The organism is Amycolatopsis sp., from assembly GCF_036008905.1.
Taxonomy (GTDB): Bacteria; Actinomycetota; Actinomycetes; order Mycobacteriales; family Pseudonocardiaceae; genus Amycolatopsis.
Genome location: NZ_DASYMU010000243.1, coordinates 1 through 21,660, shown reverse-complemented (window position 1 = coordinate 21,660; position 21,660 = coordinate 1). Strand labels below are relative to the sequence as shown.

Here is a 21,660-nt window from a genome sequence, read left to right as displayed (position 1 = left end):
TGACATATTCGCGCGCCTCCTTGACGCCTTGCGCCGAATGGAAAGCTGATGTCTAAATCAAAGAACCTGCCGACGATTCGCAGCCGGGAATTCGGAGAAGGATTGCGCGTCGCGATACGTGACGCTGGACTGGGTGTGCGGGAGGTCGCGCACAAGCTCGGATTGACGCATCCAGCCTTGTCGCATCAGCTGAGTGGCAAAAGAAGTCTCAGTGACGAGGATTTGTTGAGTGTGCTTATTTTATGCAACGTTGGCCGCGATGAGCGCGAGCGCTTGCTTCGGCTTTCCCGGGAATCTCAGGTTCGCGGCTGGCTCCAACATTATGGTTCCGGTATTCCCGAACAACCGCGCACGCTCGTTGCTCACGAACGCAAGGCAACGGATATTTTTGATGTGCAGTGGGCGGTACTGCCGAAGTTGCTGCACACCGAGGGATACGCGCTGGCCTTGCTCGGCCGAGAGGCGGGCGCGTCAGACGCCGTCGTGGCCCGCCTTGCCAGGCAGGCCGTGTTCACCCGGTCACCACCGCCGCGCACGGTGTTCTTCGTGCACGAGGCCGTGATAAGAGCCTTGATCGGCGGAGTGGACGTGATGTGCGATCAGGTTCACCACCTGCTCAAAATGTCGATCCGACGCAGCCTGGAGTTGCGGATCATCCCGAGTTCAGCGGGGCACGCCGGACAGGTTGGGTCATTCACGCTCATGGAATCCTCAGAGTTCGGTCCTGTCGTGTATCTGGAGGGTGCGGTTTCGGCGGTATTCCTGGAGGAACCCGACCACATCACGGCTTATCGGCGGGTTCTGACGACACTGGACAAAAGCGCCTTGAACCGAACGAAATCACAAGAGCTGATTACCGCATTGGCCAGTGAACTTTCCGGCCGTACATCGCCTGACGTGTCCCCCCTAGATTCCTAGTCGCCGCGTTCAGTAGCCCCACGCGCGGCGCGGCGACTAGGTCCCAAAAGAAAAATACGAGAAAAGGTGAAAATCAGATGTCGTGGCAAGAGCAGGATATCTTGATGAAGGGTCTTGACTCGAACGGCAGAGGAAGCACCGAAACGACGACGACGGACGAAGAGGCGGCGAAGGCGGACAACTAGCCGCCGCTCCCCGTAGATTTCACGGCGAACGCCTGGCGTCTTTGAACGCCCGCCGTGATGCCATCCGCCGTGACAACAGGCAAGGCGCGTGATCGTAAAAAGGCCCGACCCTTTCGCGATCACGCATCTTGCCTTCAGTTAAGAATCACCGATAAGTGAAGAATAGTCAGTGGTTGCATGTTTCACCATCGCGTGGCCGCTCAAGTTCGTTCAGAGCTCTCTGCGGACTGGGTACGCAAGCGTCGGAAGTCGCCTTTCTCGCGATAAATGGGGTCCGCACGGGCTCGGACCGTGCCCTTCGCGATGCGCACGCGAGGCATGTCGGGCAAGAACCGACGCCGGCAGCGGGAACCGGTGAGGATCAGCCACTTGAGCAAAGTCCATGCTCAAGTGGTTCGCCGTGCCCAGGTCAAGATCCAATATAGGTCCCTGAACTGCGGTTATGCCGATCCTCTCCGGTTCCCCCTGGTGGTGGTACTAAGGGTCGTTTTCGCTCCCACTCGCCGAGCGGGTCCGGACGACCTACAGTTCCCTTATGTCCGGTGCACGCAGGCGGCTCTGGCTGATTCCGGTCGCGCTGCTGGTCACGGCCGCGCTGACGGGGGTCGCGACGTGGCAGGCGGCCGACGGCATCGAATCGGACCTGGCGTCGCGCTCGCAGGCCGCGCTGGCCGGCGCGGGTCTCACGGGTGGCCAGGTCACGTTCGACGGCCGGGACGCCACCCTGCGCGGATTCCCCGATGACAAGGCCCAGCAGGCCGCGGACGTCGTTCGCGGCGTCGACGGCGTCCGCCTGACCACGGTCGAAGCCGGTTCGATCCCGGCCGCGCCGCCACCGAGCACCACCACACCGCCGCCGAGCCCGCCGAGTACTCCGAGCGCGCCGCCGACAACGACGTCGGCCCCGCCGCCGGTGAACAAGGCCGGGCTGCAGAAGGCGATCGACAGCATGCTCGCCGAGCAGCCGATCAGCTTCGAACCGGACAGCGACAAGCTCACCCCGGACGGGGAAAAGGCGGCCCAGCGCATCGCCGAACTCATCTCCGCGGTCCCGTTCACCCCGAGGATCCAGGTCGACGGTTACGTCGGGCGCGGCCCCGGCGGCAAGCAGGCCGCGCTGAAGCTGTCCCAGAACCGCGCCAAGGCCGCGGCCAAACTGCTCGTCCACTACGGCGTGCCGACCGCACGCGTCACCTCGAAGGGATTCGGCGACACACGTTCAGGCACCGGCGGGGAAGACCGCCGCGTGGAAATCACCGTCAGGTAGGAGGGCCGTCCCATGCTCTGGCTGTTCGGGCAGATCTGGCTGTGGATGCTGCTCTCGTTCGCGCTCGGGGTCGCGGTGACGGCGTTGTTCTTCTCGCGCCGTCACCGCCCCGAGGAGCCGGAACCCGCGCCGGAGCCGGAGTACGCCGAACTGCTGCCCTACACCGAACGGGACGACGACTACGAGGACCCGTACGTCCAGCAGCCCGAGCCCGCCTACCCGCCGCGTCCGCCGCTGGACTGGCCGTCGGACCCCGACGAGCGCATCGAAACCGGGCACCGCCAGGGGATGTTGCCGCCGATCGAATGGCCACCCGGCCAACGGGGCGAAGAGAACGGTGAAACGGAGAGCGTGAACGAGGAACCCGCGTGGCCCAAGGCGGAGGACTGGCCCCCGGCGGAGCATCGACCTGGGCGCGAGTCCTGACTCGCCCTCCTGGTAAGTTCGGCTACGGATTGTGATCGGGAGCCTGGCCCCCGGGGGAGATTGAGGAGGCTGGATGGCGCTCCCGCATTGGACGGCGGCCAAGTTCCTCCCGCCCGGACGGCATGCCGCCGACCTCGCCGATGTCTACGAGCGCCTCGTCTTCGACGCACCCCACCAAAACGATCGTGAGCTGCTTTTCAGCGCGTTGAACAGCTATCTGGGTGTCGCCAGGCGGATCATCCCGTCGGGGCGCGCCTGGGTCGGCGGTGCGTTCATCGCCCGCACCCAGTCCGTGCCGCAGGGCCTCGACGTCGTGCTCATCCCCGACGACTGGGGCACCCTCAAGCGGCTCGACGAAGCCGGCCGCTCGGCGATGTACGGCCTGCTGACACTGCGCGGAGTCATCGTCGGCCAGCCCGCGATGTACCTGGACCAGGTCCAGCCCGTGGGCGGCATGCTCGACGGCTTCCTCTGCCGCCCCGGCGACGAAGAGATCTGGGAAGACGTCTGGAGCGAAGGCGGCCGTGGCTTCCCCGAGATGGTCTGGTGAGACGCAAGTGAACGAATTCCGGCGTATCGCCGACGAGATCCCCGGCGGCACCTGGCTGGACGACCTCGCCCGCGCGTCCGCGATGGCCGCGTACGCGAAGTTCGAGCGCACCAGCCGTTCGCCGCTGCTGAAGGTGTCGGTCATCGGATCGACCCATCTCGACGCGTACACGTTCTCCGACATCAGCCGGGCCCTGCAGGACGCCACCGCGAAGATCGGGCACATCGTCCGCAACCCGTCCGGTGAAGTGACCATCGTGCAGCCCGCGGACCGGGACAAGGCGCCACTGATCCAGCGCGGACAGGCGGGCAACGCGATCTTCTTCGGCTTCCCGGAGCCCGCGATGGAAGACGCGCTGATCCACGACGGCCTGGAGAGCCTCTCCGAACGTGCGGTGAAGGAGCTCTGCGACTTCCTGCCCGCCAACGGCTCCGACGACGGCGCGCTCGACGCGGTGCTGCTGCAGCGCGACACCGTGCGCAACGCGGTGAGCGACATCGTCACCGCGGTCACCAAGAACTCCGGTATCGGCCTTTCGCTGACCCCGACCTCGGGGGAAGAGGTCACGCGGAGCATGACGACCGAGCAGGCCCGCATCCTGCACGGCAGCCTCCGGGAGTCCCGCGAGGCCGTCGGCTACGAGACGGTGGCCGGCCGGCTCGACGGTGTCCGCACGCGGCGCCGGATCTTCTATCTCGAGCGGGAGGGCGGCGGCACCATCCAGGGCGCGGTGGCCCCGGACCTGCTCGACGAGATCAAGGAGAACCTGGATCGGCCGGTGACGGTACGGCTACGGGTCGTGCGCACCACGACCATCGACGGCCGCCGCGGCCGCCCGGTGCACGAACTGCTCGAGATCACGCCAGAAATTAACCTTTTCGACCAGTAATCCGGCGAATGGTCACCGTCAATATCGGTAATTAGTGCCGGTTAACGTGACTTCTCCGTATTATCCCGTCATTTAGATAACGATTCATTCAACAACGGCACTTGATCACGCCCACGTGGTTAACGGCGGCGCGTCGAAGTGCGAATGTGCCTGCATGACCACCGACCTTCCGCACAGCCGGTCGCAAACCCCTTCACGTTATGTGCCGAAGACGTCACACAATAGATCCAGACCTGTTGAGCCGCCCAAAAGCCGCCTCGGCGCGTTCGGGCTAACCCTTGCGCTGATAGGACTGGCACTGGCGCTCGTCCCCCTGGTGGGATTCGACATTTTGCTCGTGCTTGTTCTCGGAATTGTCTTCTCTGGGATCGCAATCGTGCTTTCGATCCTCGCTCTTCGTTATGTCGCGAAGACAGGCACGGGCAACCGGGGAATTTCGTACGTTTCAATAGTACTTTCCGTTGTCGCGGTGGCTCTCTGCGTTACCTGGTACGCGCGTGCCGAAATGTCCACCGGTGCCGACGGCCTGCATATCCCGGCCGTCAGCGGTGACCGTCACACCGTCGAATTCGCCGTCACCTCGACCGGTGGCGCGAGCGTGCGGTACGGCAGCATCGGTGTGCAGCGCACGGACCGCACCCCGGCGAGCACCGACGAGTGGCGGCAAAAGGCGTCGTACAACCGGGGTTCGTTCCTGATGACGCTGACCGCGGACAACACGAGCGCGAGCCTGAACAACACGATCACCTGCGGTCTGTACCTCGACGGGCGAAAGGTCGCGGAGAACACCGGGACCACTATCGCGCTGTGCACCGCACAGGTGAACTGAGGCCAGTTTGCGGAAGCCGCCCGGCAAAAGCCGCCTGGCGGCCGGCCGACGCTCCCCACTTCACGTCGACCGGTCGCCTACGAGCCGCTCCTGGCGGCTCTTAGCGATCCACACCCGGGCCGCTGCCGGCACCGGCGTGAACAGCAGCAACGATCGCGCAAACCGCCTCTCCCCTGAGACCCGATCACTGCCGATCTGGACAGTACGCCCGACCGGGGGAACGCCACTAAGAATCCGCTAACCGTCGGCCACCGGCCCGGTCGTGCAACTCCCGCGAAAGCGCGAACTGCTCACCCGACCCGGTCATATCGCCCTTTTCGCGCAGTATGCGGGCAAGCGTCGACCGTGCGACTCCCTCCTGCAAGGTGAACTGGCGGCTGCTCGTCAGGTCGACGGCTTGGCGTGCGTACCGCTCGGCGTCATCGAGCGCGCCGAGGCTCAGATTCGACTCGGCCAGGTTGTTCAGCGAGACGACCGCGTAGCTGTCGTCACCGAGTTTCCGGTCGATCTCGAGCGAAGCCAGCTGATGCACGATGGCGTCGGCGTACCGCCCGGCCCGCTTCTCGGCCTCCGCGCAGTTGTTCAGCGCCTGCCCGCGCAACGCGTAGTCACCGGTACGCTCGGCCTCCTCGGCCGCCCGGCTCAACCGCTCGATCGCCTCGTCGTAGCGACCGCTCAGCGTGAGCGCACAGCCGACGTGGATTTCGGCGGTGGTGATCAATCTGGCGTCGCCCAGCGCGGTGGCGATCTCGAGCGCGGCTTCGGCGTCGGCCAGGCTGCCCTCGGGCCGTTCGAAGGTCAGCGCCACCGCGCAGCGCGAGATCAGCATCCAGCACCGGCCCAGCTCGCTTCCCGACGTCTGCGCCGCGGCGATGCCGATCTCCACCAGCCGCGTCCATTCGTCCCACAGCGGGCATACCACCCGGTAGGTGTGGGCGATCCTGGCCAGCTGCCAGACGTCTTCGTGCAGCCCGGCCACCGCGGCTGCTTCCAGTGTCGCGAGCAGGTTCGGCCACTCGGCCTCGAACCAGCTTTGGGCGTGGTCGAACCCGGTGAACATCGGCGTGTGCTCGTCGTCGAGCAGGGCGGTGAAGTCCAGCGGGTCGACGATCCGCAGCAGCCTGCGGCGGGCCTTGTCCGCGGCGGACCGGTAATAGCGCACCGACGCGGTGAGCATCGCCTCCCGCTCCTCGCGGGTCAGCTCGCTCTCGGCGAGGCCGCGCAGGTACAGCCGGACGAGGTCGTGCGGACTGAAGACGTCCCGCGCGATTTCGGTCAGCAGGTTGTGCCCGGCGAGTGTGCGGAGCCTCCGGCGCGCTTCGCCGACGCTGGTGCCGGTCAGTTCGGCGACCAGGTACGGCCCGGCCGAGGCAAACGTCAGCACGCCGAACAGGCGGAACGTGTCGGCCACCTCCGGCGGAAGGCCGCGGAACGAGACGTCCAGCGCGGCCCGGACGCTGGTCTCCGAACCGTCGACGTCCAGCGCCGCGAGCCTGGTGCGCTCGTTGCTCATCTCGTCGACGAGCTCCTTGGCTGTCCACTGTGGACCGGCGGCGAGCCGGGCACTGGCGATGCGCAACGCCAGCGGCAGGTAGCCGCAGAGCCGGGCGAGGGCGTGGTTGAGGTCGTAGTTCGACGGCCCGGCGAGTTCTTCGATCAGCTTCACCGCGTCGTCCGGGTCGAGCGTGCCCAGCGCGCGCATCCTCGCCGCGTGCGACACCGCGAGCCCGTCGAGGCGCGAACGGCTGGTCACCACGGCCATCGAGCGCGCTCCCGGCGGCAGCAGCGGCCGCACCTGCTCGGCCGTGCGCGCGTCGTCGAGCAGCACGAGCATCTGACGATTCGCGATCAGGGAGCGGTACAGCGCGACGCGCTCGTGGACGTGCTCGGGGACTTCGTTCGTCGCGACACCGAGGCCGAGCAGGAACTGCGTGAGCACGTCAGCGGCCTCGAACGGCGGCTGATGCCGGTCGAACCCGCGCAGCCCGACGTACAGCACGCCGTCGGGAAACCGGTCCACGACCTGATGCGCCCACGCCACCACCAGCGCGCTCTTGCCGATGCCGGCGCTCCCGGTGACCACCGCGACGACGCTTTCCCCGGCCTCGGCCCGCACGAGACCTTGGTCGAGCCAGCCCAGCTCGGCCGAGCGTCCGGCGAGACTCGGCACCGCCGCCGGCAGCTGCGACACGGCGGCGGGGTTGGTCACGACCTCGACGGGCCCCTGCGGCTCCTGGAGATCGTCGTTCAACACCCTGTCGTGCAGACGGCGCAGTTCGGCGCCGGGATCGATGCCCAATGTCTCGACGACCCGGACGGAAACCCGTTGGTACAGCTCAAGGGCGTCGCCGCGACGGCCCGCGTGATAGAGCGCCCGCATCAGCTGCCCGACCGTCCGCTCCGCCAGTGGATTGACGCGGACCAGCGGACTGAGTTCGACGATCAGCTCGGAATGCCTGCCGATGGCGAGATCCGCGTCGACCCGTGCGCCGTGCACCGCGACCCGCAGTTCTTCGAGCTCCGGCGCCCGGATCGAATCCGGCACCCCGGCGAGAACCGGGCCCTGCCACAACGCGTAAGCCTCCCGGAGCAACTCGGCACGCCGTTCCGGCTCGACCGTCGCCGCGCGGTCCATCAGCATCCGCGCGCGATGCACGTCGATCTGCTGCGGGTCCACGCTCAGTTGGTAACCCGGTGGGGCGGTGAGGATCCGCGCGCTCTCGTCGTCGAGCGTCCGCAGCACGCGCCTCAGATGCGAGACGTTGCCGTGCACGATCGTCCTGGCCGTCGCCGGCGGATCATGCGCCCACAACGCGTCGATGATCTCCTCGACCCCGACAACCCTGTTGGCTTCCAACGCCAGCAGCGCGAGCAACCCGCGGACCGCCGGACCGCCCACGGGCACCACCCTGGATCCGGCCAGCAGCTGCACCGGCCCCAGAAGTCGTACCCGGGCTTTCCTGTCGAGAACATCCCCTTCGTCGTGGTCCACTTCCACCTCCCCGATCTCCCCCAACCGGAGTCACAAACCTACCCTGCACACCGTTCAACAGGGCAGATACCACACAATCCCGTGCAACTGCACGTGCAACCACACCTCAAGGCCTCACCCGTCCCCACCGATGTAATGCCCATCACGCCCCCCACGAAAACCACAACCGCCCCGCCCTCGCCCGAATTCCGCCATCTGTCGACAGATGGCGACCAGAGTTATTGACGACCACGGCTAAGGCGACCGAAGTCTTTTGATCCCTTGAAGTGCCGCGCCCTCTTGGCCGAAGGCCTACGGGACTTTGGCGGCAGGTCGCCCCCGCGCAGAACCGGACATACCCCGCAAAGTCACGACCTGGCGACAAAGTCGCGTGAGCGCGCCATATATACGAGTACGGCCCACGCCACCAGTCCCGATCTGGTGGCGTGGGCCGTACTCGGTAGTGCTGTCGCCGACGGCTACGCGGGGGGCTCACCCCGAGCGAAGAACCCGAGCGGACATCGGCGACATTTCCGCCGCAGGTAAGACAAACCTGCACCGGTGGCTCAAGGTAACAGGGTGCGGTTGCTCGGCTACAGCCGACCCGCCGCTAAAAAATCATCGTTTCAGCGGGGTGAAATCTCGTCCGGCGATGAAGGTCGGGCGCGGCTTGGCGGCCGCAAACGGTTGCACCAGCGCGTTTTCCACGCTGTTGAAGCACAGGAAGATATTCGAGCGCGGGTACGGCGTGATGTTGTTGCCGGAGCCATGCATGATGTTGGAGTCGAACCACAGCGCCGCACCGGCGTGTCCGGTGAACTGGTCGATGCCGTGTTCGGCCGCCGCCTTCGTGACGTTTTCCTGGCTCGGGACGCCGATTTCCTGTTCCTTCAGTGAACTTTTGTAGTTGTCCTCCGGGGTCACCCCGGCGCATTGGACGAACGTGCGGTGCGAGCCGGGCATGACCATGAGCCCGCCGTTGAACGGATAGTTGTCCGTCAACGCGATGGAGCAGCTCACGGCGCGCGGCTTGGGCATGCCGTCTTCGGCGTGCCAGGTCTCGAAGTCCGAGTGCCAGTAGAACCCGGAACCCTTGAACCCCGGCATGTAGTTCACGCGGCTCTGGTGGATGTAGACGTCCGAGCCGAGGATCTGACGCGCGCGGTCGAGGACCCGCGGGTCGCGCACGAGCTCGGCGATCAGGCTGCTGAGTTCGTGGACCTCGAAGATGGAGCGGACTTCGCCGGAGGCCTTCTCGGCGATCACCCGCTCGTCTTCCTTCAGTTTCTCGTCCGAGGAGAGCCGGACCAGCTCCTGCCAGTACCCCTGCACTTCCGCCGGGGACAACAGGCCTTCGACGGTGGAGTACCCGCGGGCGTCATGCCCGGCGAGTGTGGCCGCGTCGATCGGCCCGTCTGCTTCAGTGCCCCACACCGTCGGGTCGGTGCGGTCCAGCAACGTCGGTTCGCCCTCGATTCGGGTCGGGTATCCATCTCCGACCCGGGTGGTGTCCATGACCGTCAAGACTGCTCTCCTCCTCGTTTCCTTCCTGCATTCCTTGGCTTACTCAGTGATCAGCGGGTACACACCGTTCTCGTCGTGTACCTCGCGCCCGGTGACGGGCGGGTTGAAGACGCAGACGCACTTGATCTCGGTCTTCGGCCGGACCTTGTGCTTGTCGTGGTTGTTCAGCAGGTACAGCGAGCCGGGCTTGAGCTGGTGGACCTCACCGGTCGCCAGGTCTTCGATCTCGCCCTCGCCGGAGGTGATGAACACGGCCTCGACGTGGTTCGCGTACCAGAAGAAGCTCTCCGTGCCCTCGTAGAGCGTGGTCTCGTGGACCGAGAAACCGACCTTCTCCTTGGCGAGGATTATCCTCTTGCTGCGCCAGTTTTCCGTCTTGATGTCAGCGTCGGTGTCGGTGACATCGTCGAGTGTGCGGACGAGCAAAGCGGTCTCCTATCGCAAAACGGACTTGATGGACTCGTCGATGATGGCCAGCCCTTCGGAGAGCTCTTCATCGGTGAGGGTCAGTGGGGGCAGCAGCTTCATGACTTCACTGTCGGGTCCGGAGGTCTCCATCAAGAGTCCTCGCTCGAACGCCGCCGTGCAGACTTTGCTTGCGAGTTCGCCGTCGGGGAACTCGATCCCGCGCGCCAGGCCGCGGCCCTTGGCCACCAAGTGCGTCTCCGGGTACGCCTCGACGATGCCCTGGAACGCCGCACCGATCCGCTCGCCCTTGGCCTTCGTCGACTTCTCCAGCTCGTCGTCGCGCCAGTAGGTGCGCAGCGACTCGGTGGCGGTGACGAACGCCGGGCTGATGCCACGGAAGGTGCCGTTGTGCTCGCCGGGCCCCCAGACGTCGAGCTCCGGCTTGATCAGCGTCAACGCCATCGGCAGGCCGTAACCGCTGATGGACTTCGACAGGCAGACGATGTCCGGTTTGATCCCGGCGTCCTCGAAGCTGAAGAACGCGCCGGTGCGGCCACAGCCCATCTGGACGTCATCCATGATCAACAGAATGTCGTGGCGTTTGCACAGCTCGTCGAGACCACGCAGCCAGTCGAGGCGCGCCGCGTTGATGCCGCCCTCGCCCTGCACGCCTTCGACGATCACCGCCGCGGGCTCGTTCAGGCCGCTGCCGGAGTCCTGGAGCAGCTTCTCGAAGTACATGAAGTCGGGCATCGTGCCGTCGAAGTAGTTGTCGTACGGCATCGGCGTGGCGTGAACCAGCGGGATACCGGCCGCGCCGCGCTTCATCGAGTTGCCCGTCACCGACAGCGCGCCCAGCGTCATGCCGTGGAACGCGTTGGTGAAGTTGATGATCGATTCCTTGCCGGTCACCTTGCGGGCCAGCTTCAGCGCGGCCTCGACCGCGTTCGCGCCACCGGGGCCGGGGAACACGACCTTGTAGTCGAGCTCGCGCGGCTTGAGGATCGTCTCGTTGAACGTCTCCAGGAAGTCACGCTTGGCGACGGTGAACATGTCGAGGGCGTGGATGACGCCGTCGCGCGAGATGTAGTCGATCAGTGCCTTCTTGAGCATCGGGTTGTTGTGCCCGTAGTTCAGTGCGCCGGCACCGGCAAAGAAGTCGAGGTACACCTTGCCGTTCTCGTCGTAGATCCGGCTGCCCTGGGCCCGGTCGAACACGACCGGCCAGCCCCGGCTGTAACTGCGGACCTCTGATTCGAGCTCTTCGAAGATACTCATGGATACTTGCTCACTTTCAAGTATTGATGGCGAATTAACGGCGTTCGAGCGGACCGATTCGATAGAGATCCTCGGGCTCGTGGGCGCCTTCGCCGTCGTCCGGGAAATCTTGGGAACTGAAGAGTTCCGCGCTTTCCATCGACGCGTTCCACCGCTTGGCGAACGAACCGAACAGCGCTATGGACGCCTCGTTTTCGGGCGTCACGGTGGTCTCCAAATAGCGGACCCCCTCGCCGACGAGCTTGGTGAACAGCCCGTCCAGCAGGGCTCCTGCCAGGCCTTTACCGCGCTGCGAAGCGTCAACGGCGACCTGCCACACCAGTGCGGTGTCAGGTGCCGCGGGCTTGCGGTACGCGATCACGAAGCCGACTGCCTTGTCTTCGGCTCTCGCCACAACGGAGCTGTCGGCGAAGTCGCGGCACCACAGCAAATAAGCGTAAGGCGAGTTCAGATCGAGCTTCTGGGAATCTCGCGCGATTCGCCACAGGGCGGCGCCGTCGGCCTTGGTCGGCGATTCGATCAAGTGCTTTCCGGACATGTTTATAAAAGCTAACAGACGGATATAGGGAGGTCAGGTCCCTCGATCAGCGACAGCGTGACTACCTGCGAAGACACAGAAACACGGGTGACGAAGGTTACAGTAACGTTTCATCCGTACCACTTGCGTGTATCCCACCTTGTTCAGCACAAGATTGGCGTCCCACCTCCGAAAGTTGCACGCGGGGACAGCAAAGCACGTCTCGGGCCGCCACGCAGCGTGATCACTCAGCCCGTTTTGCCGGACTTTCGTGTCACCCGGCGCCACAGCCCGGCGATCGGAGTGGTCACCGCGGGCAGGATCAGGAACGCGCAGACGACCAGCCACCACACCGGCGCGTGGCCGTCCCGCCAGCCGGTCATCAGGCTCGCGAGCCAGGTGAACAGGTGCCCGCGGATCGGCGGGATGAACGCCGCGAACAGCAGGCAGGCGGCCACCAGCACGCCGAGGACGCTGAGCACCATCCGCCAGGTCTTGCGCAGGGAGAACATGCTGACCAGCAGGAACACCAATGCGCCCGCCGCGATCGGCAGCCCGATCCACTGCAGGACGGCGTCGGCCTGACCGCCGAGGATCAGCCCGGCGAGCGCGGTGACCACCGCCGCGAGGAAGTTCCACGGCGCGCTGAGCTTGGCCGCGCCCTGCGCGATCCACCAGGCCGTCCTGCCCGTGCCCTTGGCGAACATGGCGGCGGGCTTGACCGATTTCGGCATCGGCGCGGCCCCGGCGACGGCGTTGATCCCGGCCGCGCCCGCCTTGATGAGCGTCTTGGTGAGCAGCATCGACCCGCGTTCGCCCGCCAGCGTCTCGGCCGAGACCTTGCAGCTCTGGAAGGCGAACTGCGTTTCGCTGTCCGGCGGCTCGGATTTCATCAGGTCACGGAAGCTTTTCGACGGCTTGCCGTTGCCCTTGGCGATGTCGGCGTCCTCCGTCGCGTGCAGCGCGACGCACGGGAGTTCCTCGCGCGCGATCTCCAGCTGACGCGACCGCGCGAGCACCATCGCGGCCAACGGCATACTGGTCGGCAGATCCGGCGCGGCGTTCTCCACCGGGTTCAGCTGCGCGTCGAGGCCGAGGAACGCGAGCTCCCCGGCCAGCTGCGTCAGCAGGTCCTGGACTTCAGCGGTCCCCAGTCCGTCTTCAGCTCGCGGCGGCTGCCAGCCGATCGCTTCGAACGTCTCCTTGACCCGCTCCCTCGGGAGCAGCCGCAGCCGCGCCGGGTCGAGCAGGCACTGCAGGAGCCAGCCCGCGCCGTCGATCCGGCCCCACATCCAGTCGCTGGCTCGCCACGACGCCTTGTAGAACCCGCCGAAGTACTCGGCCTGCATCCCGGTGAGCTTCTCCGTCGCGCGACGGCGCTCCATGTCGAGCAGGCTGCGGGAATCGGCGGTGACCTGCACGAGGTCGACGCGCTGGTCCACCGACGGCGGCTGGGCGAGCAGCCCGCGGGTGGCGACGTGCAGCGTGAGCAGGCGTCCGTACAGCGCCGAATCCGGGCTGCTCAAGCCGTCGCTGGGCAGGCCGAGCCAGTTCAGCAGCGTCGTGATCGTTTCGACGGCTTCCGCCCGGTCCGCCTGGAGCGCGGGCGGCAACGCCGGGTCCGGTGCCGACGTCGCCAGCGCGCGCAGGACCGGGCTGAACTCCCGCAGCGCCGCGGCGACCAGTGGCCAGGCTTCGTCCAGTTTCCCTTTCCTGCCAAGGGAGGCCCATGCTTCGGCCAGCGCGCGGATCCAGTCCGCGAGCGAGACGTCCTTCGCGGGCGGTTCCTGCTCGGCGACCCAACCGGCGATCCGTTCGGTGCGGGCGGCCGCGCCCCTGGCCTGGTGCAGCTCACTTCGGCCTTGGTTGAGCTGCTCCACCTGCTCAGGACTCGGCGTCAGCCGGAAACCGGCGTTCACCAGCTGCAACCCGGTGGCGACGGCGTCGTCCAGCGCGGTCGTCCGGTAGGCGGTGAGGTCGGCGAGTTCGCATTCTTCGGCGGGCGGGGTGGCGGGCAGGCTGTTCCGCAGCCCGTCGGCGGCGGCCGCACGCAGTGTGGTCGACATCCCCGACGCCCACTGCTCACCGGCGAGGAGATCGTCGACGCGATCGAGCCGGCGGGTCGCCTCCCGCACGAGCGCGGTGGCGTCCTCCTGCACCCGCCGGTTGCGGTAGTCGTCCATGAGCCGTGGCCCCACCAGTGCTTGTGCACCACCGTGCAACGCGATGGCGGCGAGCGAGACCCGCGTGCCACGGGCCCGCACCACGGCGTCGTTGTGCTTGGTGAGGTCTTCGAGCTCGGCGCTGATGCTCTGGTTCATCACCGCCGACACCACCCGGCTGAGCGCACTGCCCATCAGCGGCGGGTTGGCCGGGTCGACCTCAACGCGGCTCGCTTCGGTCTCCCCGGTCGGCACGACGTAGAGCAGCAGGCGCCGGACGTCCTGGCTGGACCCCCGCTCGAAGATCTCCCGCAACGCCGGGCGCAGTGGCTTGTTCAGCAGCACACCGCCGTCGGTGAGCCAGTGCGACCTGGCGACGTCGGTGTACTTCGCGAGATCGGGATGCAGCTTGTCCGGACCGGCTTTTCCCACCGGCATATGGGAAAGCTCGAACACACCGGGGAAGGACGCCGTCGAGCGGGCGGCCAGCGCGAGCGGTCCGACGACACTGCGAGTCCACAGTGGACCGTCGAACCGGAACAGCAGCCGGTGTTCGCTGTCCCGCACCAGGTTGCCGAGCGCGTCGTCGTACCGGACGGTCTCGCCGTCGATCATGGTGCCGGTGAGCAGCACGGTGATGTCGGGCGCGACCTCGGGTTCCTTGCCCTTCCCGACGATCTGCCGCAGCGCGTCCTCGATCCCGGCGAGGAGCACCTTGTCGCCGTTGAGCAGTGATCGCGGCTCACGCTCAGCCGGATCCCGGATCATGGTTTCGATCGACCCGGTCTTGATCCAGGTGTCCCGCAGGATTCCCGGCGTCGACCCGTACGCCTCGGCCAGCCCGAGACAGGCCGCGTTGACCCCGCCCGCGCTCGTGCCGGTCAGCACGTCGACGCTGACCGTCGCGTTGAGCAGGTCCAGCAGCTTCCGGTACGTGCCGACGGGTTCGACCGACCTCGACGTCCGCAGCAGATGCGAGGTTTCGGTGGCGATCCCGCCCATCCACACCGCGAGGCTGGAGCCGCCAGTCATCGTCATGGCGATCCGGATCTCCTGCGGCCAAAGGGTTTGACTCGGCTCGCCCACGATGTCTCCCCACCTCGGTGACAGCACATCGCACACTAGCGCGTCCGGGGCGCCGGCTCATGAATCGTTGGCGAACAGTTGCTGCGCGACCGCCCGGCAGATACCCGCGCCATGGCTCTGGCCGAGCTCAGCGGGATAGTTCGTCAGCACCGCCAGCGACCAGTCGCCCCAGACAGCCAGGCAGTTCACCGCCCAGACCGACCTGGTGCCCAAACTGTGCTCGGTCCAGCCGTTCTTGATCGCGACTTCCTTCCCGGCCAGTGCCGGTGCCTGCGCGATACCGAACGCGTTGGACGGGTCGACGTTCCGCATCTGGTCGAGCAGCCAGTCGTGCCAGCGCGGGCCGAGCAGTTTGCCGTTGAGCACGCAATCGCCCATCAACGCGGCGTCGCGCGCCGAGATCTGCGTTTTCGACCACCAGCGTGGGGTCGCCGTGGTGTCGGTCAGCTTGCAGGTGCTGATCAGCCGCTTGACGACGAGGTCGCTGCCGCGGCTGACGTAAGCCCACTGGGCGGCTTGGTCGTCGCTGAAGTGGATCATCTTCCGGAGTCGTTCCTGCTCGGCGTCGGTGATCCGCCGCCCGGCCGCCTCGACGTCCATCAGGTAGTCCGTGGCGATCCACGCCTTGATCATCGACTCGGTGTTGTTGGTGAACCTCGCCTTGTCGTCCGACCCGATGACCTCGCCGGTTTTCGTGTTCCGCAACGCCCAGGACCAGCTGCCGGACGCCTTCAGGTGCACCGCCGAAACCACCGGGGCGAACGCCTTCGGCGCGGGCGCCGGTGCCGACGACGGCACCGGCGCCACGGACAGTTCGGGGGAAGCGGCCAGCGCCGCGTTGCCGGAAGCCGCCGCCTGCCGCGCCACCGGCGGCCGCACGGCCAGCCCCGTCAGCACCGCCACGGTGAGGGCGCCGGCCGCGATACTCAGGACCCACTGAGCCGAAGTGATCTTTGCTCGCACCAGGCGAAGCTAGGAAGACACCGATGAAGAAACGACGAAGAAGCCGTGCGACGGCGGTGCGCCTTCCCCCACAGAGACGATTTCACCCCGACCGGATCGCCGCTTCATCGTTTCTTCACAGCTCAGGGCGGCCCGGAGGGCAGAATTGCCGATCATGAGCTCCCGCATCCTCGTCGCCGAAGACGACCCGAAACAGGCGCACCTGATCCGGGTCTATCTGGAGCGTGAGGGACACAGCGTCCTGGTCACCGGGGATGGGCGGACGGCGCTCGACCTGGCCCGCACCCGCAAGCCGGACCTGATCGTGCTCGACGTGATGATGCCCGGCGTCGACGGGCTCGATGTCTGCCGCATCCTGCGGACCGAGTCGTCGGTACCGATCCTGCTGCTGACCGCACGGTCCACCGAAGCCGACATGCTCCTGGGCCTGGACCTCGGCGCCGACGACTACCTGACCAAACCGTTCAGCCCGCCGGAACTCGCCGCGCGCGTGCGGGCGTTGTTGCGCCGGGCCGGCAAGAGCGTCGATCCGAAGGCCCCCGTGGTCGCCGACGAACTGCGTATCGACCCGGTCAAGTTCGAGGTGCGGATCGGCGACCGGCAGATCGACCTCACCGCGAAGGAGTTCGACATCCTGCACGCGCTGGCCGGCGAACCGGGACGGCCGTTCACCCGCGCGCAGATACTGGAGCAGGTGTTCGGGTTCGACCACCACGTGCTGGAACGGACCGTGGACGCGCACGTGATGAACCTGCGCCGCAAGATCGAGAAGGATCCGACGAATCCGCGGTACGTCCTGACCGTGCAGGGGCGCGGCTACAAGTTCAGCGAGCCGCAGCCATGAGCTTGCGGCGCTGGGCCAGCGGTTTCCGTGCGCGGATCGCGTTGCTCATCGCTGTCGTCATCAGTCTCACCGCGGGCGCCACCGCGCTGCTGACCATCCAGCAGGCTTCCCAGCAAGTCACCGACTCCGCGCAGGTGGCGGAAAACGACATCGACACCATCGTCGGCAGCCTCGCCGCCTTCGGTGGGCTGAGCCGGACCTGGGACGGGGTGAGCCCGACGGTCGCGGAACTGGCGCGGCGCACCGGCCAGCGGATCCGGCTCACCACGGAGTCCGGCGAGCTGCTGGCCGACAGCGACACCCTGGGCGGCGGCCAGGCTCGCCCGGTCTCGCGCCAGGGCCGGATCGTCGTCGATCCCCGGCCGAACCCGGAGTTCCCGCCGTCCGACGTCAACGCTGTCGTCGACTCGCTGGCCAAATACGAGCGTGACTTCGAGCTCTCCTCCTGTGTCACCGATTCCGGCGGCGGCATCGCCGCGAAACGGTCCCTGTACGGCGTCCCGGCCCTCGACCCCGACCGGATGACGACCGATGCCAGCAGCCGCGCCTACGTCAGCTGCCTGATGAAGTACAAGGAAGTCCGGCTGCTGCCGCAAAACCTTCCGATACCACCCGACGGGGTGTTCAAAGGGATGCAGCAGTGTCACCAATCGCCGAACGGCACCAAAACCACAGTGCCGCCCCCGCTCTCCTCCAGCGCCCGCGGCCCAGGTTCGACCCCGCAGTCCGTGGCCACCTTGACGTCCAAGTCATCCGGCAGGCCGGGGACGCTCGAGCTCCCGGTCGCCCCCGGTTCCGAGTGTCTCCGGCAGGTCTTCCGTGCTTTCATGACCCCGCAACCCCCGTCCGAAGTGCTGCTTTCGGTCGGGGTCGGCGCCCAGCCGCAAGCCAAGATCACCCCGTGGCCCGCGCTCGTCGTCGCCACACTGGTCGCGATCGTCGCGATCTTCGGCACCGTGCTGCTCGGCCGCCGCGTGCTGCAACCGATCGGCACGCTCACCACGGCGTCACGCCACCTCGGCGCTGGGAACCTCACCGAGCGGGTGCCGGTACGCGGGCACGACGAGCTGTCGGAGCTCGCGACGTCGTTCAACCGCATGGCCGAATCCCTGCAGGCGAGCAAGGACCAGCAGCGCAACATGGTCGCCGACATCGCGCACGAACTCCGGACGCCGCTGGCCAACATCCGCGGCTATTTGGAAGCACTCAAGGACGGCGTACTCAAGCCCGACAACGCGCTTTTCGTTTCCCTGTACGAAGAAGCGCTCCTGCAGCAACGGCTCATCGACGATCTGCAGGACCTCGCGCTGGCCGAGTCGGGCACGATGATCTACCACCGGACCCGGCTCGACGTCGGCGAACTCCTCAACACCGTCCGCACCGCCCACAGCCCGGCGGCCGAAAGCCGGGGCGTGCAGCTGGAGGTCTACGTCTACCAGCGGCCGTTCGTCGACGGCGATCCCGAACGGCTCCGCCAGGTCATCGGCAATCTCATCACCAACGCGATCCGGGCCACGCCCTCGGGCGGGAGCATCAAACTGCGCGCGCAGATCGAGCAGGACGTCGTCGTGATCGAGGTCGCGGACACCGGAATCGGGATCGCCCCGGAGGACCTTGACCACGTCTTCGACCGGTTCTGGCGGGCCGACAACGCGCGCCGCCGCAGCACCGGCGGAAGCGGGCTCGGCCTGGCGATCGCGCGGGAAATCGTTGCGGCGCACCAGGGTTCACTGACCGTCGCGAGCACGGTGGACGTCGGCACGGTGTGCACGATCCGGCTCCCGCGGTGCGATTAGGCCATTCAGGTGACATGAGCAACGAGGACCGAACCCCGGGCGTACTCGCAGCAGGAATACGAGTTTCGACTGGGGGAACATCGATGAAGCTTCAAAAGTCCTTGGCCGTCGGGCTGCTCGGTGCCACGGCCATGCTGGGTGCCGCGATTCCCGCGTCCGCCACCGCGGACGAGCCGAACTTGAGCGTGCTGGCGAGATTCGACAAACTCACCTACCAGCCTGGGGAAACGGCCGCGGTGAGCTTCAAGTTCAGGAACTGGGGCCCGGTCGACGCGGTGAAAGTGGCCAACGACAGCGGCGGCGCCGGTTCCCCGTCCGAGCTGGAAATCACCGATTGGGGCGGTGTTCGCTACAACGAAGGAATCACGATCCGGGCCGGCGAAACCGTCACCGTGGTCCTGCACGGGATCGTACCGACGGCCGCGGCCAACGTCGGCAAGGTCGCGATCACCCTCGGGTTCACCGCCGAGAACGGCGACAGCGATCCGTCGAACAACATCGGGGACGCCAGCGCGTCGGTGCCTGGCGCCACGGGCACGTTGACGGGCGACATCCTGTACGACAGCAACGGAAACAACCAGCGTGACCCTGGCGAAGGCTTCGAGGGCCTCAAAATCACCTTGGTCGGGCTGTACGACATCGAACGGATCGTCACCGCCTACAGCGACCAGGACGGCAAGTTCCGATTCGACGATCTGCCGGTCGGCGAGTACGAGATGCGCCTGATCCCGCCGTCCGGATGGTGGCTGCAGTACGGCGGCAATGTCTCGTCCGCCTTGGTGCTCGCGTCGGGAAGCGGGTCGCAGTTCATCCAGGTCGAGCCGATTTCGTAGCCCGCGCTACGACGCGAAGTGTTCCAGCAGCAGGACTTGAGCCTCGCCGACGCAGAAGCCGAGGACGGCGCCGGTGGCGATCAGGATCCATTCGTCCTGCTGGAACGCCGGCCGCAGCAGGCCCTCGAACTCCTCGGGTTCGAGGGCCTTCATCTTGTTCACCAACGTGTTGCGGATGTCCATCGCGTCTTCGGCGTAGTCCTCGATGTAGCGCATAGTCTCGGGGAGCTTGTCCATGATGCTCCTGGAGATACTGAGCTTCATGTCCTGATAACGCCTGCTGCCCACCGCGAACACGACCAGCGGCTTCGCGATGTTGGCCTGTTTCCCGAGTTCCGCGTCGATCTGCCGCTGGATCAGCCCGAGCACCCGGTCCGACAACGGGCCGCGCAGGACGGCTTCGAGCACGTTGTGCGGGGTGATGATCTCCTTCGCGATCAGCGAGCCGTACGCCTCGGACACTTCGGCGCGGCGTTTGAGAAACAGGCCCTGCCAAACGAAAAGACCGAAATAGCGCTTCGGCTGCCGTGGCACGAAGATCATCTTCAGCGCCAGCCAGTCGGTGAACCAGCCGGTGAACAGGCCGAACAGCGGCATGATCAACGGGAACTTGAACAGCACCCAGGTGACCATCTGGATGACGCCGATCACGAACCCGAACACGATCCCCGACCGGGCGATGAACTGGAACTCCTTCTTCCCGGCTTCCTGGAAGATCCGGTTCAGCAGCGCCTTGTCCTTGACCAGGCTGGTGACGACCATGTCCTTGAGGTCGAAGACGTTGTCGACGTCGAGCTTGATCGCCTCCATCACCGCGGCGATCATCTTCGGCGACTCCGCCTGGACACGGTGGATCACCAGGTCCTGCACCCGGATCGGCAGCGATTCCCACAGCCCGGCCTGGTAGTGGCCGGCGACGTCACGCACGATCTCTTCGACGGCCGCGTGCAGCGGTACTTCGAGTTCCTTGGCGATGCGCTCGGGATCGAGCCGGGCCATGATCTCGGCGGGCTTGATCAGCTGCTGGGTCATCGTGTCGACGGCGATGCCCGCCATCCGCGCGGCACGTCGCGGCACGATGCCCTGCCAGCCGAGAAACGGCTTGATACCGACGAATTCGAGCGGCTGGAACATCATCCGGATGGCGACCAGCTTGGTCGTGTACCCGATCAGCGCCGCGACGATCGGGATGGAGACGTAAAGCGGCCAGTGCCGGGCGAAGTCGTCGAGGATCTCCCCCACGGCGGCGTCAGCGGGCCGTCGGGTCGCAGGCTTCCCAGAACTGGGCGCCGAGCCGGGAGATATGCACGGTCCGCCGGACGAACTTGACCCGCTTCACCGAGTTCTCGGCCTGCCGGACGGTTTCGTCGGTCATCAGGATCTCGTACTGCGTCTCCAGCGAAGGCGCTTCCTCGTCGATTTCGACGAGCCCGAGCCCGATGAGCCGGGTCACGTAGCTCGGCACCTGGTCGAGCAGGGAGACCCCGGCGGCCTTGCCGACCGTCGAGGCGTTGCGCAGCACGACCCGGCCCGCGCCGAGGCCGCTGCGCTCGGCGACGTCGATCAGCGGGAACGGCGAGCCACCGGAGAGCGCCGAGAGGATGCGGGCCTCGTCCGGGGTCAGCTGGCGCAGGATGATCGCGTAGAGGTACTCCTTGGCCTTTTCGCGGCCGAAGCCGATGGACCGGTTGAGCAGCTCGGCCATCGCGGCACGCAGCGGCTCGGCGTGGCCGTCGCGGGCGGAGACGACCGTGATCGCGCTGTTCGGCTCGTACCGGTCGGTGGTCGGGCGGTTCATCGTGGACGCGGCGGTGAGCGCGGCGTAGTACGGGTCGTCGACCTCGTCCAGGCGTTTGCGCAGCTCACCGAGCAACTGGCGTTCCACCTGCCGGAGGCCGCGCTCGGCGGTGTCGACCCCGGGCAAACGCTTGCCCAGCGAGTAGCCCGTCTTCGCCGCCCAGCTCGCGAGCCCGACGGCGCGCTGCGCCAGGTTCGGCTCAGCGCTGCTGGAACTACTGCTGGAAACGCTGTCTGAACCGGCTCCGAGCATTCGATCGTTCGAGCTCACGGTCACCTCCCTCATGTCGCACTGATGCTACCTGCGAGTAGGCCGTGTCTGGTGGATCTTGTTCGATGGGATTCGTGATCCAGGTGGTTCCTGGTTGTGCCGGGGATTCGCCCTCGTACTGGCCGACTCGGGTGAATCCCCGGTAC

18 protein-coding genes are annotated in these 21,660 nt (G+C 66.5%); 9 read left to right on the top strand and 9 right to left on the bottom strand.

Annotation, left to right across the window (positions count from 1 at the left end):
* Positions 1-48 precede the first annotated feature (48 nt).
* From VGP60_RS38945 to VGP60_RS38920, 6 genes are all read left to right on the top strand, one after another.
* Entirely contained in the window at positions 49-918 is an 870-nt protein-coding gene (locus tag VGP60_RS38945) for a helix-turn-helix transcriptional regulator (protein ID WP_327553238.1), read from the top strand.
* Between the two features lie 720 nt (positions 919-1,638).
* Positions 1,639-2,370, top strand: coding sequence for an OmpA family protein (locus tag VGP60_RS38940; protein WP_327553237.1), 732 nt, complete (start codon positions 1,639-1,641; stop codon positions 2,368-2,370).
* 12 nt (positions 2,371-2,382) lie between these two features.
* Positions 2,383-2,796 (top strand): hypothetical protein, encoded by a 414-nt coding sequence (locus VGP60_RS38935; protein ID WP_327553236.1) that lies wholly within the window; start codon positions 2,383-2,385, stop codon positions 2,794-2,796.
* Between the two features lie 73 nt (positions 2,797-2,869).
* A complete protein-coding gene (locus VGP60_RS38930; protein WP_327553235.1) occupies positions 2,870-3,346 on the top strand; it encodes a DUF6932 family protein in 477 nt (158 codons plus the stop codon).
* 7 nt (positions 3,347-3,353) lie between these two features.
* Positions 3,354-4,235 (top strand): hypothetical protein, encoded by an 882-nt coding sequence (locus tag VGP60_RS38925; RefSeq protein WP_327553234.1) that lies wholly within the window; start codon positions 3,354-3,356, stop codon positions 4,233-4,235.
* Positions 4,236-4,704: 469 nt separating this feature from the next.
* On the top strand, positions 4,705-5,064 hold the full coding sequence (locus VGP60_RS38920; RefSeq protein ID WP_327553233.1) for a hypothetical protein: 360 nt from the start codon (positions 4,705-4,707) through the stop codon (positions 5,062-5,064).
* Positions 5,065-5,290: 226 nt separating this feature from the next.
* Here VGP60_RS38920 and VGP60_RS38915 read toward each other — a convergent pair whose 3' ends face one another.
* From VGP60_RS38915 to VGP60_RS38885, 7 genes are all read right to left on the bottom strand, one after another.
* Positions 5,291-8,056, bottom strand: a complete 2,766-nt coding sequence (locus tag VGP60_RS38915; RefSeq protein ID WP_327553232.1) for an AfsR/SARP family transcriptional regulator — start codon at positions 8,054-8,056, stop codon at positions 5,291-5,293.
* Positions 8,057-8,653: 597 nt separating this feature from the next.
* Positions 8,654-9,550, bottom strand: a complete 897-nt coding sequence (gene thpD / locus VGP60_RS38910) for an ectoine hydroxylase (RefSeq protein ID WP_327553270.1) — start codon at positions 9,548-9,550, stop codon at positions 8,654-8,656.
* 48 nt (positions 9,551-9,598) lie between these two features.
* On the bottom strand, positions 9,599-9,985 hold the full coding sequence (locus tag VGP60_RS38905; RefSeq protein WP_327553231.1) for an ectoine synthase: 387 nt from the start codon (positions 9,983-9,985) through the stop codon (positions 9,599-9,601).
* Positions 9,986-9,994: 9 nt separating this feature from the next.
* Complete coding sequence (ectB, locus tag VGP60_RS38900) at positions 9,995-11,245, bottom strand: diaminobutyrate--2-oxoglutarate transaminase (protein WP_327553230.1); 1,251 nt, start codon at positions 11,243-11,245, stop codon at positions 9,995-9,997.
* Positions 11,246-11,279: 34 nt separating this feature from the next.
* Positions 11,280-11,783, bottom strand: a complete 504-nt coding sequence (ectA, locus tag VGP60_RS38895) for a diaminobutyrate acetyltransferase (protein ID WP_327553229.1) — start codon at positions 11,781-11,783, stop codon at positions 11,280-11,282.
* Between the two features lie 227 nt (positions 11,784-12,010).
* Complete coding sequence (locus VGP60_RS38890) at positions 12,011-15,010, bottom strand: patatin-like protein (RefSeq protein WP_327553228.1); 3,000 nt, start codon at positions 15,008-15,010, stop codon at positions 12,011-12,013.
* 57 nt (positions 15,011-15,067) lie between these two features.
* Positions 15,068-15,973 (bottom strand): hypothetical protein, encoded by a 906-nt coding sequence (locus tag VGP60_RS38885; protein ID WP_327553227.1) that lies wholly within the window; start codon positions 15,971-15,973, stop codon positions 15,068-15,070.
* A gap of 154 nt (positions 15,974-16,127) precedes the next feature.
* On the opposite strand from VGP60_RS38885, the gene VGP60_RS38880 reads away from it, so the two are divergent.
* The 3 genes from VGP60_RS38880 to VGP60_RS38870 all read left to right on the top strand — a co-directional run bounded on the left by VGP60_RS38880 (position 16,128) and on the right by VGP60_RS38870 (position 19,446).
* Positions 16,128-16,817 (top strand): response regulator transcription factor, encoded by a 690-nt coding sequence (locus VGP60_RS38880; protein WP_327553226.1) that lies wholly within the window; start codon positions 16,128-16,130, stop codon positions 16,815-16,817.
* The gene (locus VGP60_RS38875) at positions 16,814-18,613 is read left to right on the top strand and encodes a sensor histidine kinase (protein ID WP_327553225.1); all 1,800 of its coding nucleotides are present in this window, start codon (positions 16,814-16,816) and stop codon (positions 18,611-18,613) included. The genes VGP60_RS38880 and VGP60_RS38875 overlap by 4 nt, the downstream gene beginning before the upstream one ends.
* Before the next feature lie 83 nt (positions 18,614-18,696).
* Positions 18,697-19,446, top strand: a complete 750-nt coding sequence (locus tag VGP60_RS38870; protein ID WP_327553224.1) for a hypothetical protein — start codon at positions 18,697-18,699, stop codon at positions 19,444-19,446.
* 6 nt (positions 19,447-19,452) lie between these two features.
* Here VGP60_RS38870 and VGP60_RS38865 read toward each other — a convergent pair whose 3' ends face one another.
* Positions 19,453-20,688 (bottom strand): DUF445 domain-containing protein, encoded by a 1,236-nt coding sequence (locus VGP60_RS38865; RefSeq protein ID WP_327553223.1) that lies wholly within the window; start codon positions 20,686-20,688, stop codon positions 19,453-19,455.
* Between the two features lie 7 nt (positions 20,689-20,695).
* The gene (locus VGP60_RS38860) at positions 20,696-21,496 is read right to left on the bottom strand and encodes an Abi-alpha family protein (protein ID WP_327553269.1); all 801 of its coding nucleotides are present in this window, start codon (positions 21,494-21,496) and stop codon (positions 20,696-20,698) included.
* Positions 21,497-21,660: the final 164 nt, after the last annotated feature.

Bases quoted from the DNA above. Each gene is read 5' to 3' on its own strand.
- VGP60_RS38870 (WP_327553224.1), top strand. From the start codon at position 18,697: ATGAAGCTTCAAAAGTCCTTGGCCGTCGGGCTGCTCGGTGCCACGGCC.
- VGP60_RS38940 (WP_327553237.1), top strand. From the start codon at position 1,639: ATGTCCGGTGCACGCAGGCGGCTCTGGCTGATTCCGGTCGCGCTGCTG.
- VGP60_RS38860 (WP_327553269.1), bottom strand. From the start codon at position 21,496: ATGCTCGGAGCCGGTTCAGACAGCGTTTCCAGCAGTAGTTCCAGCAGC.
- VGP60_RS38935 (WP_327553236.1), top strand. From the start codon at position 2,383: ATGCTCTGGCTGTTCGGGCAGATCTGGCTGTGGATGCTGCTCTCGTTC.
- thpD (WP_327553270.1), bottom strand. From the start codon at position 9,550: ATGGACACCACCCGGGTCGGAGATGGATACCCGACCCGAATCGAGGGC.
- ectA (WP_327553229.1), bottom strand. From the start codon at position 11,783: ATGTCCGGAAAGCACTTGATCGAATCGCCGACCAAGGCCGACGGCGCC.
- VGP60_RS38875 (WP_327553225.1), top strand. From the start codon at position 16,814: ATGAGCTTGCGGCGCTGGGCCAGCGGTTTCCGTGCGCGGATCGCGTTG.
- VGP60_RS38880 (WP_327553226.1), top strand. From the start codon at position 16,128: ATGAGCTCCCGCATCCTCGTCGCCGAAGACGACCCGAAACAGGCGCAC.
- VGP60_RS38945 (WP_327553238.1), top strand. From the start codon at position 49: ATGTCTAAATCAAAGAACCTGCCGACGATTCGCAGCCGGGAATTCGGA.
- VGP60_RS38930 (WP_327553235.1), top strand. From the start codon at position 2,870: ATGGCGCTCCCGCATTGGACGGCGGCCAAGTTCCTCCCGCCCGGACGG.
- ectB (WP_327553230.1), bottom strand. From the start codon at position 11,245: ATGAGTATCTTCGAAGAGCTCGAATCAGAGGTCCGCAGTTACAGCCGG.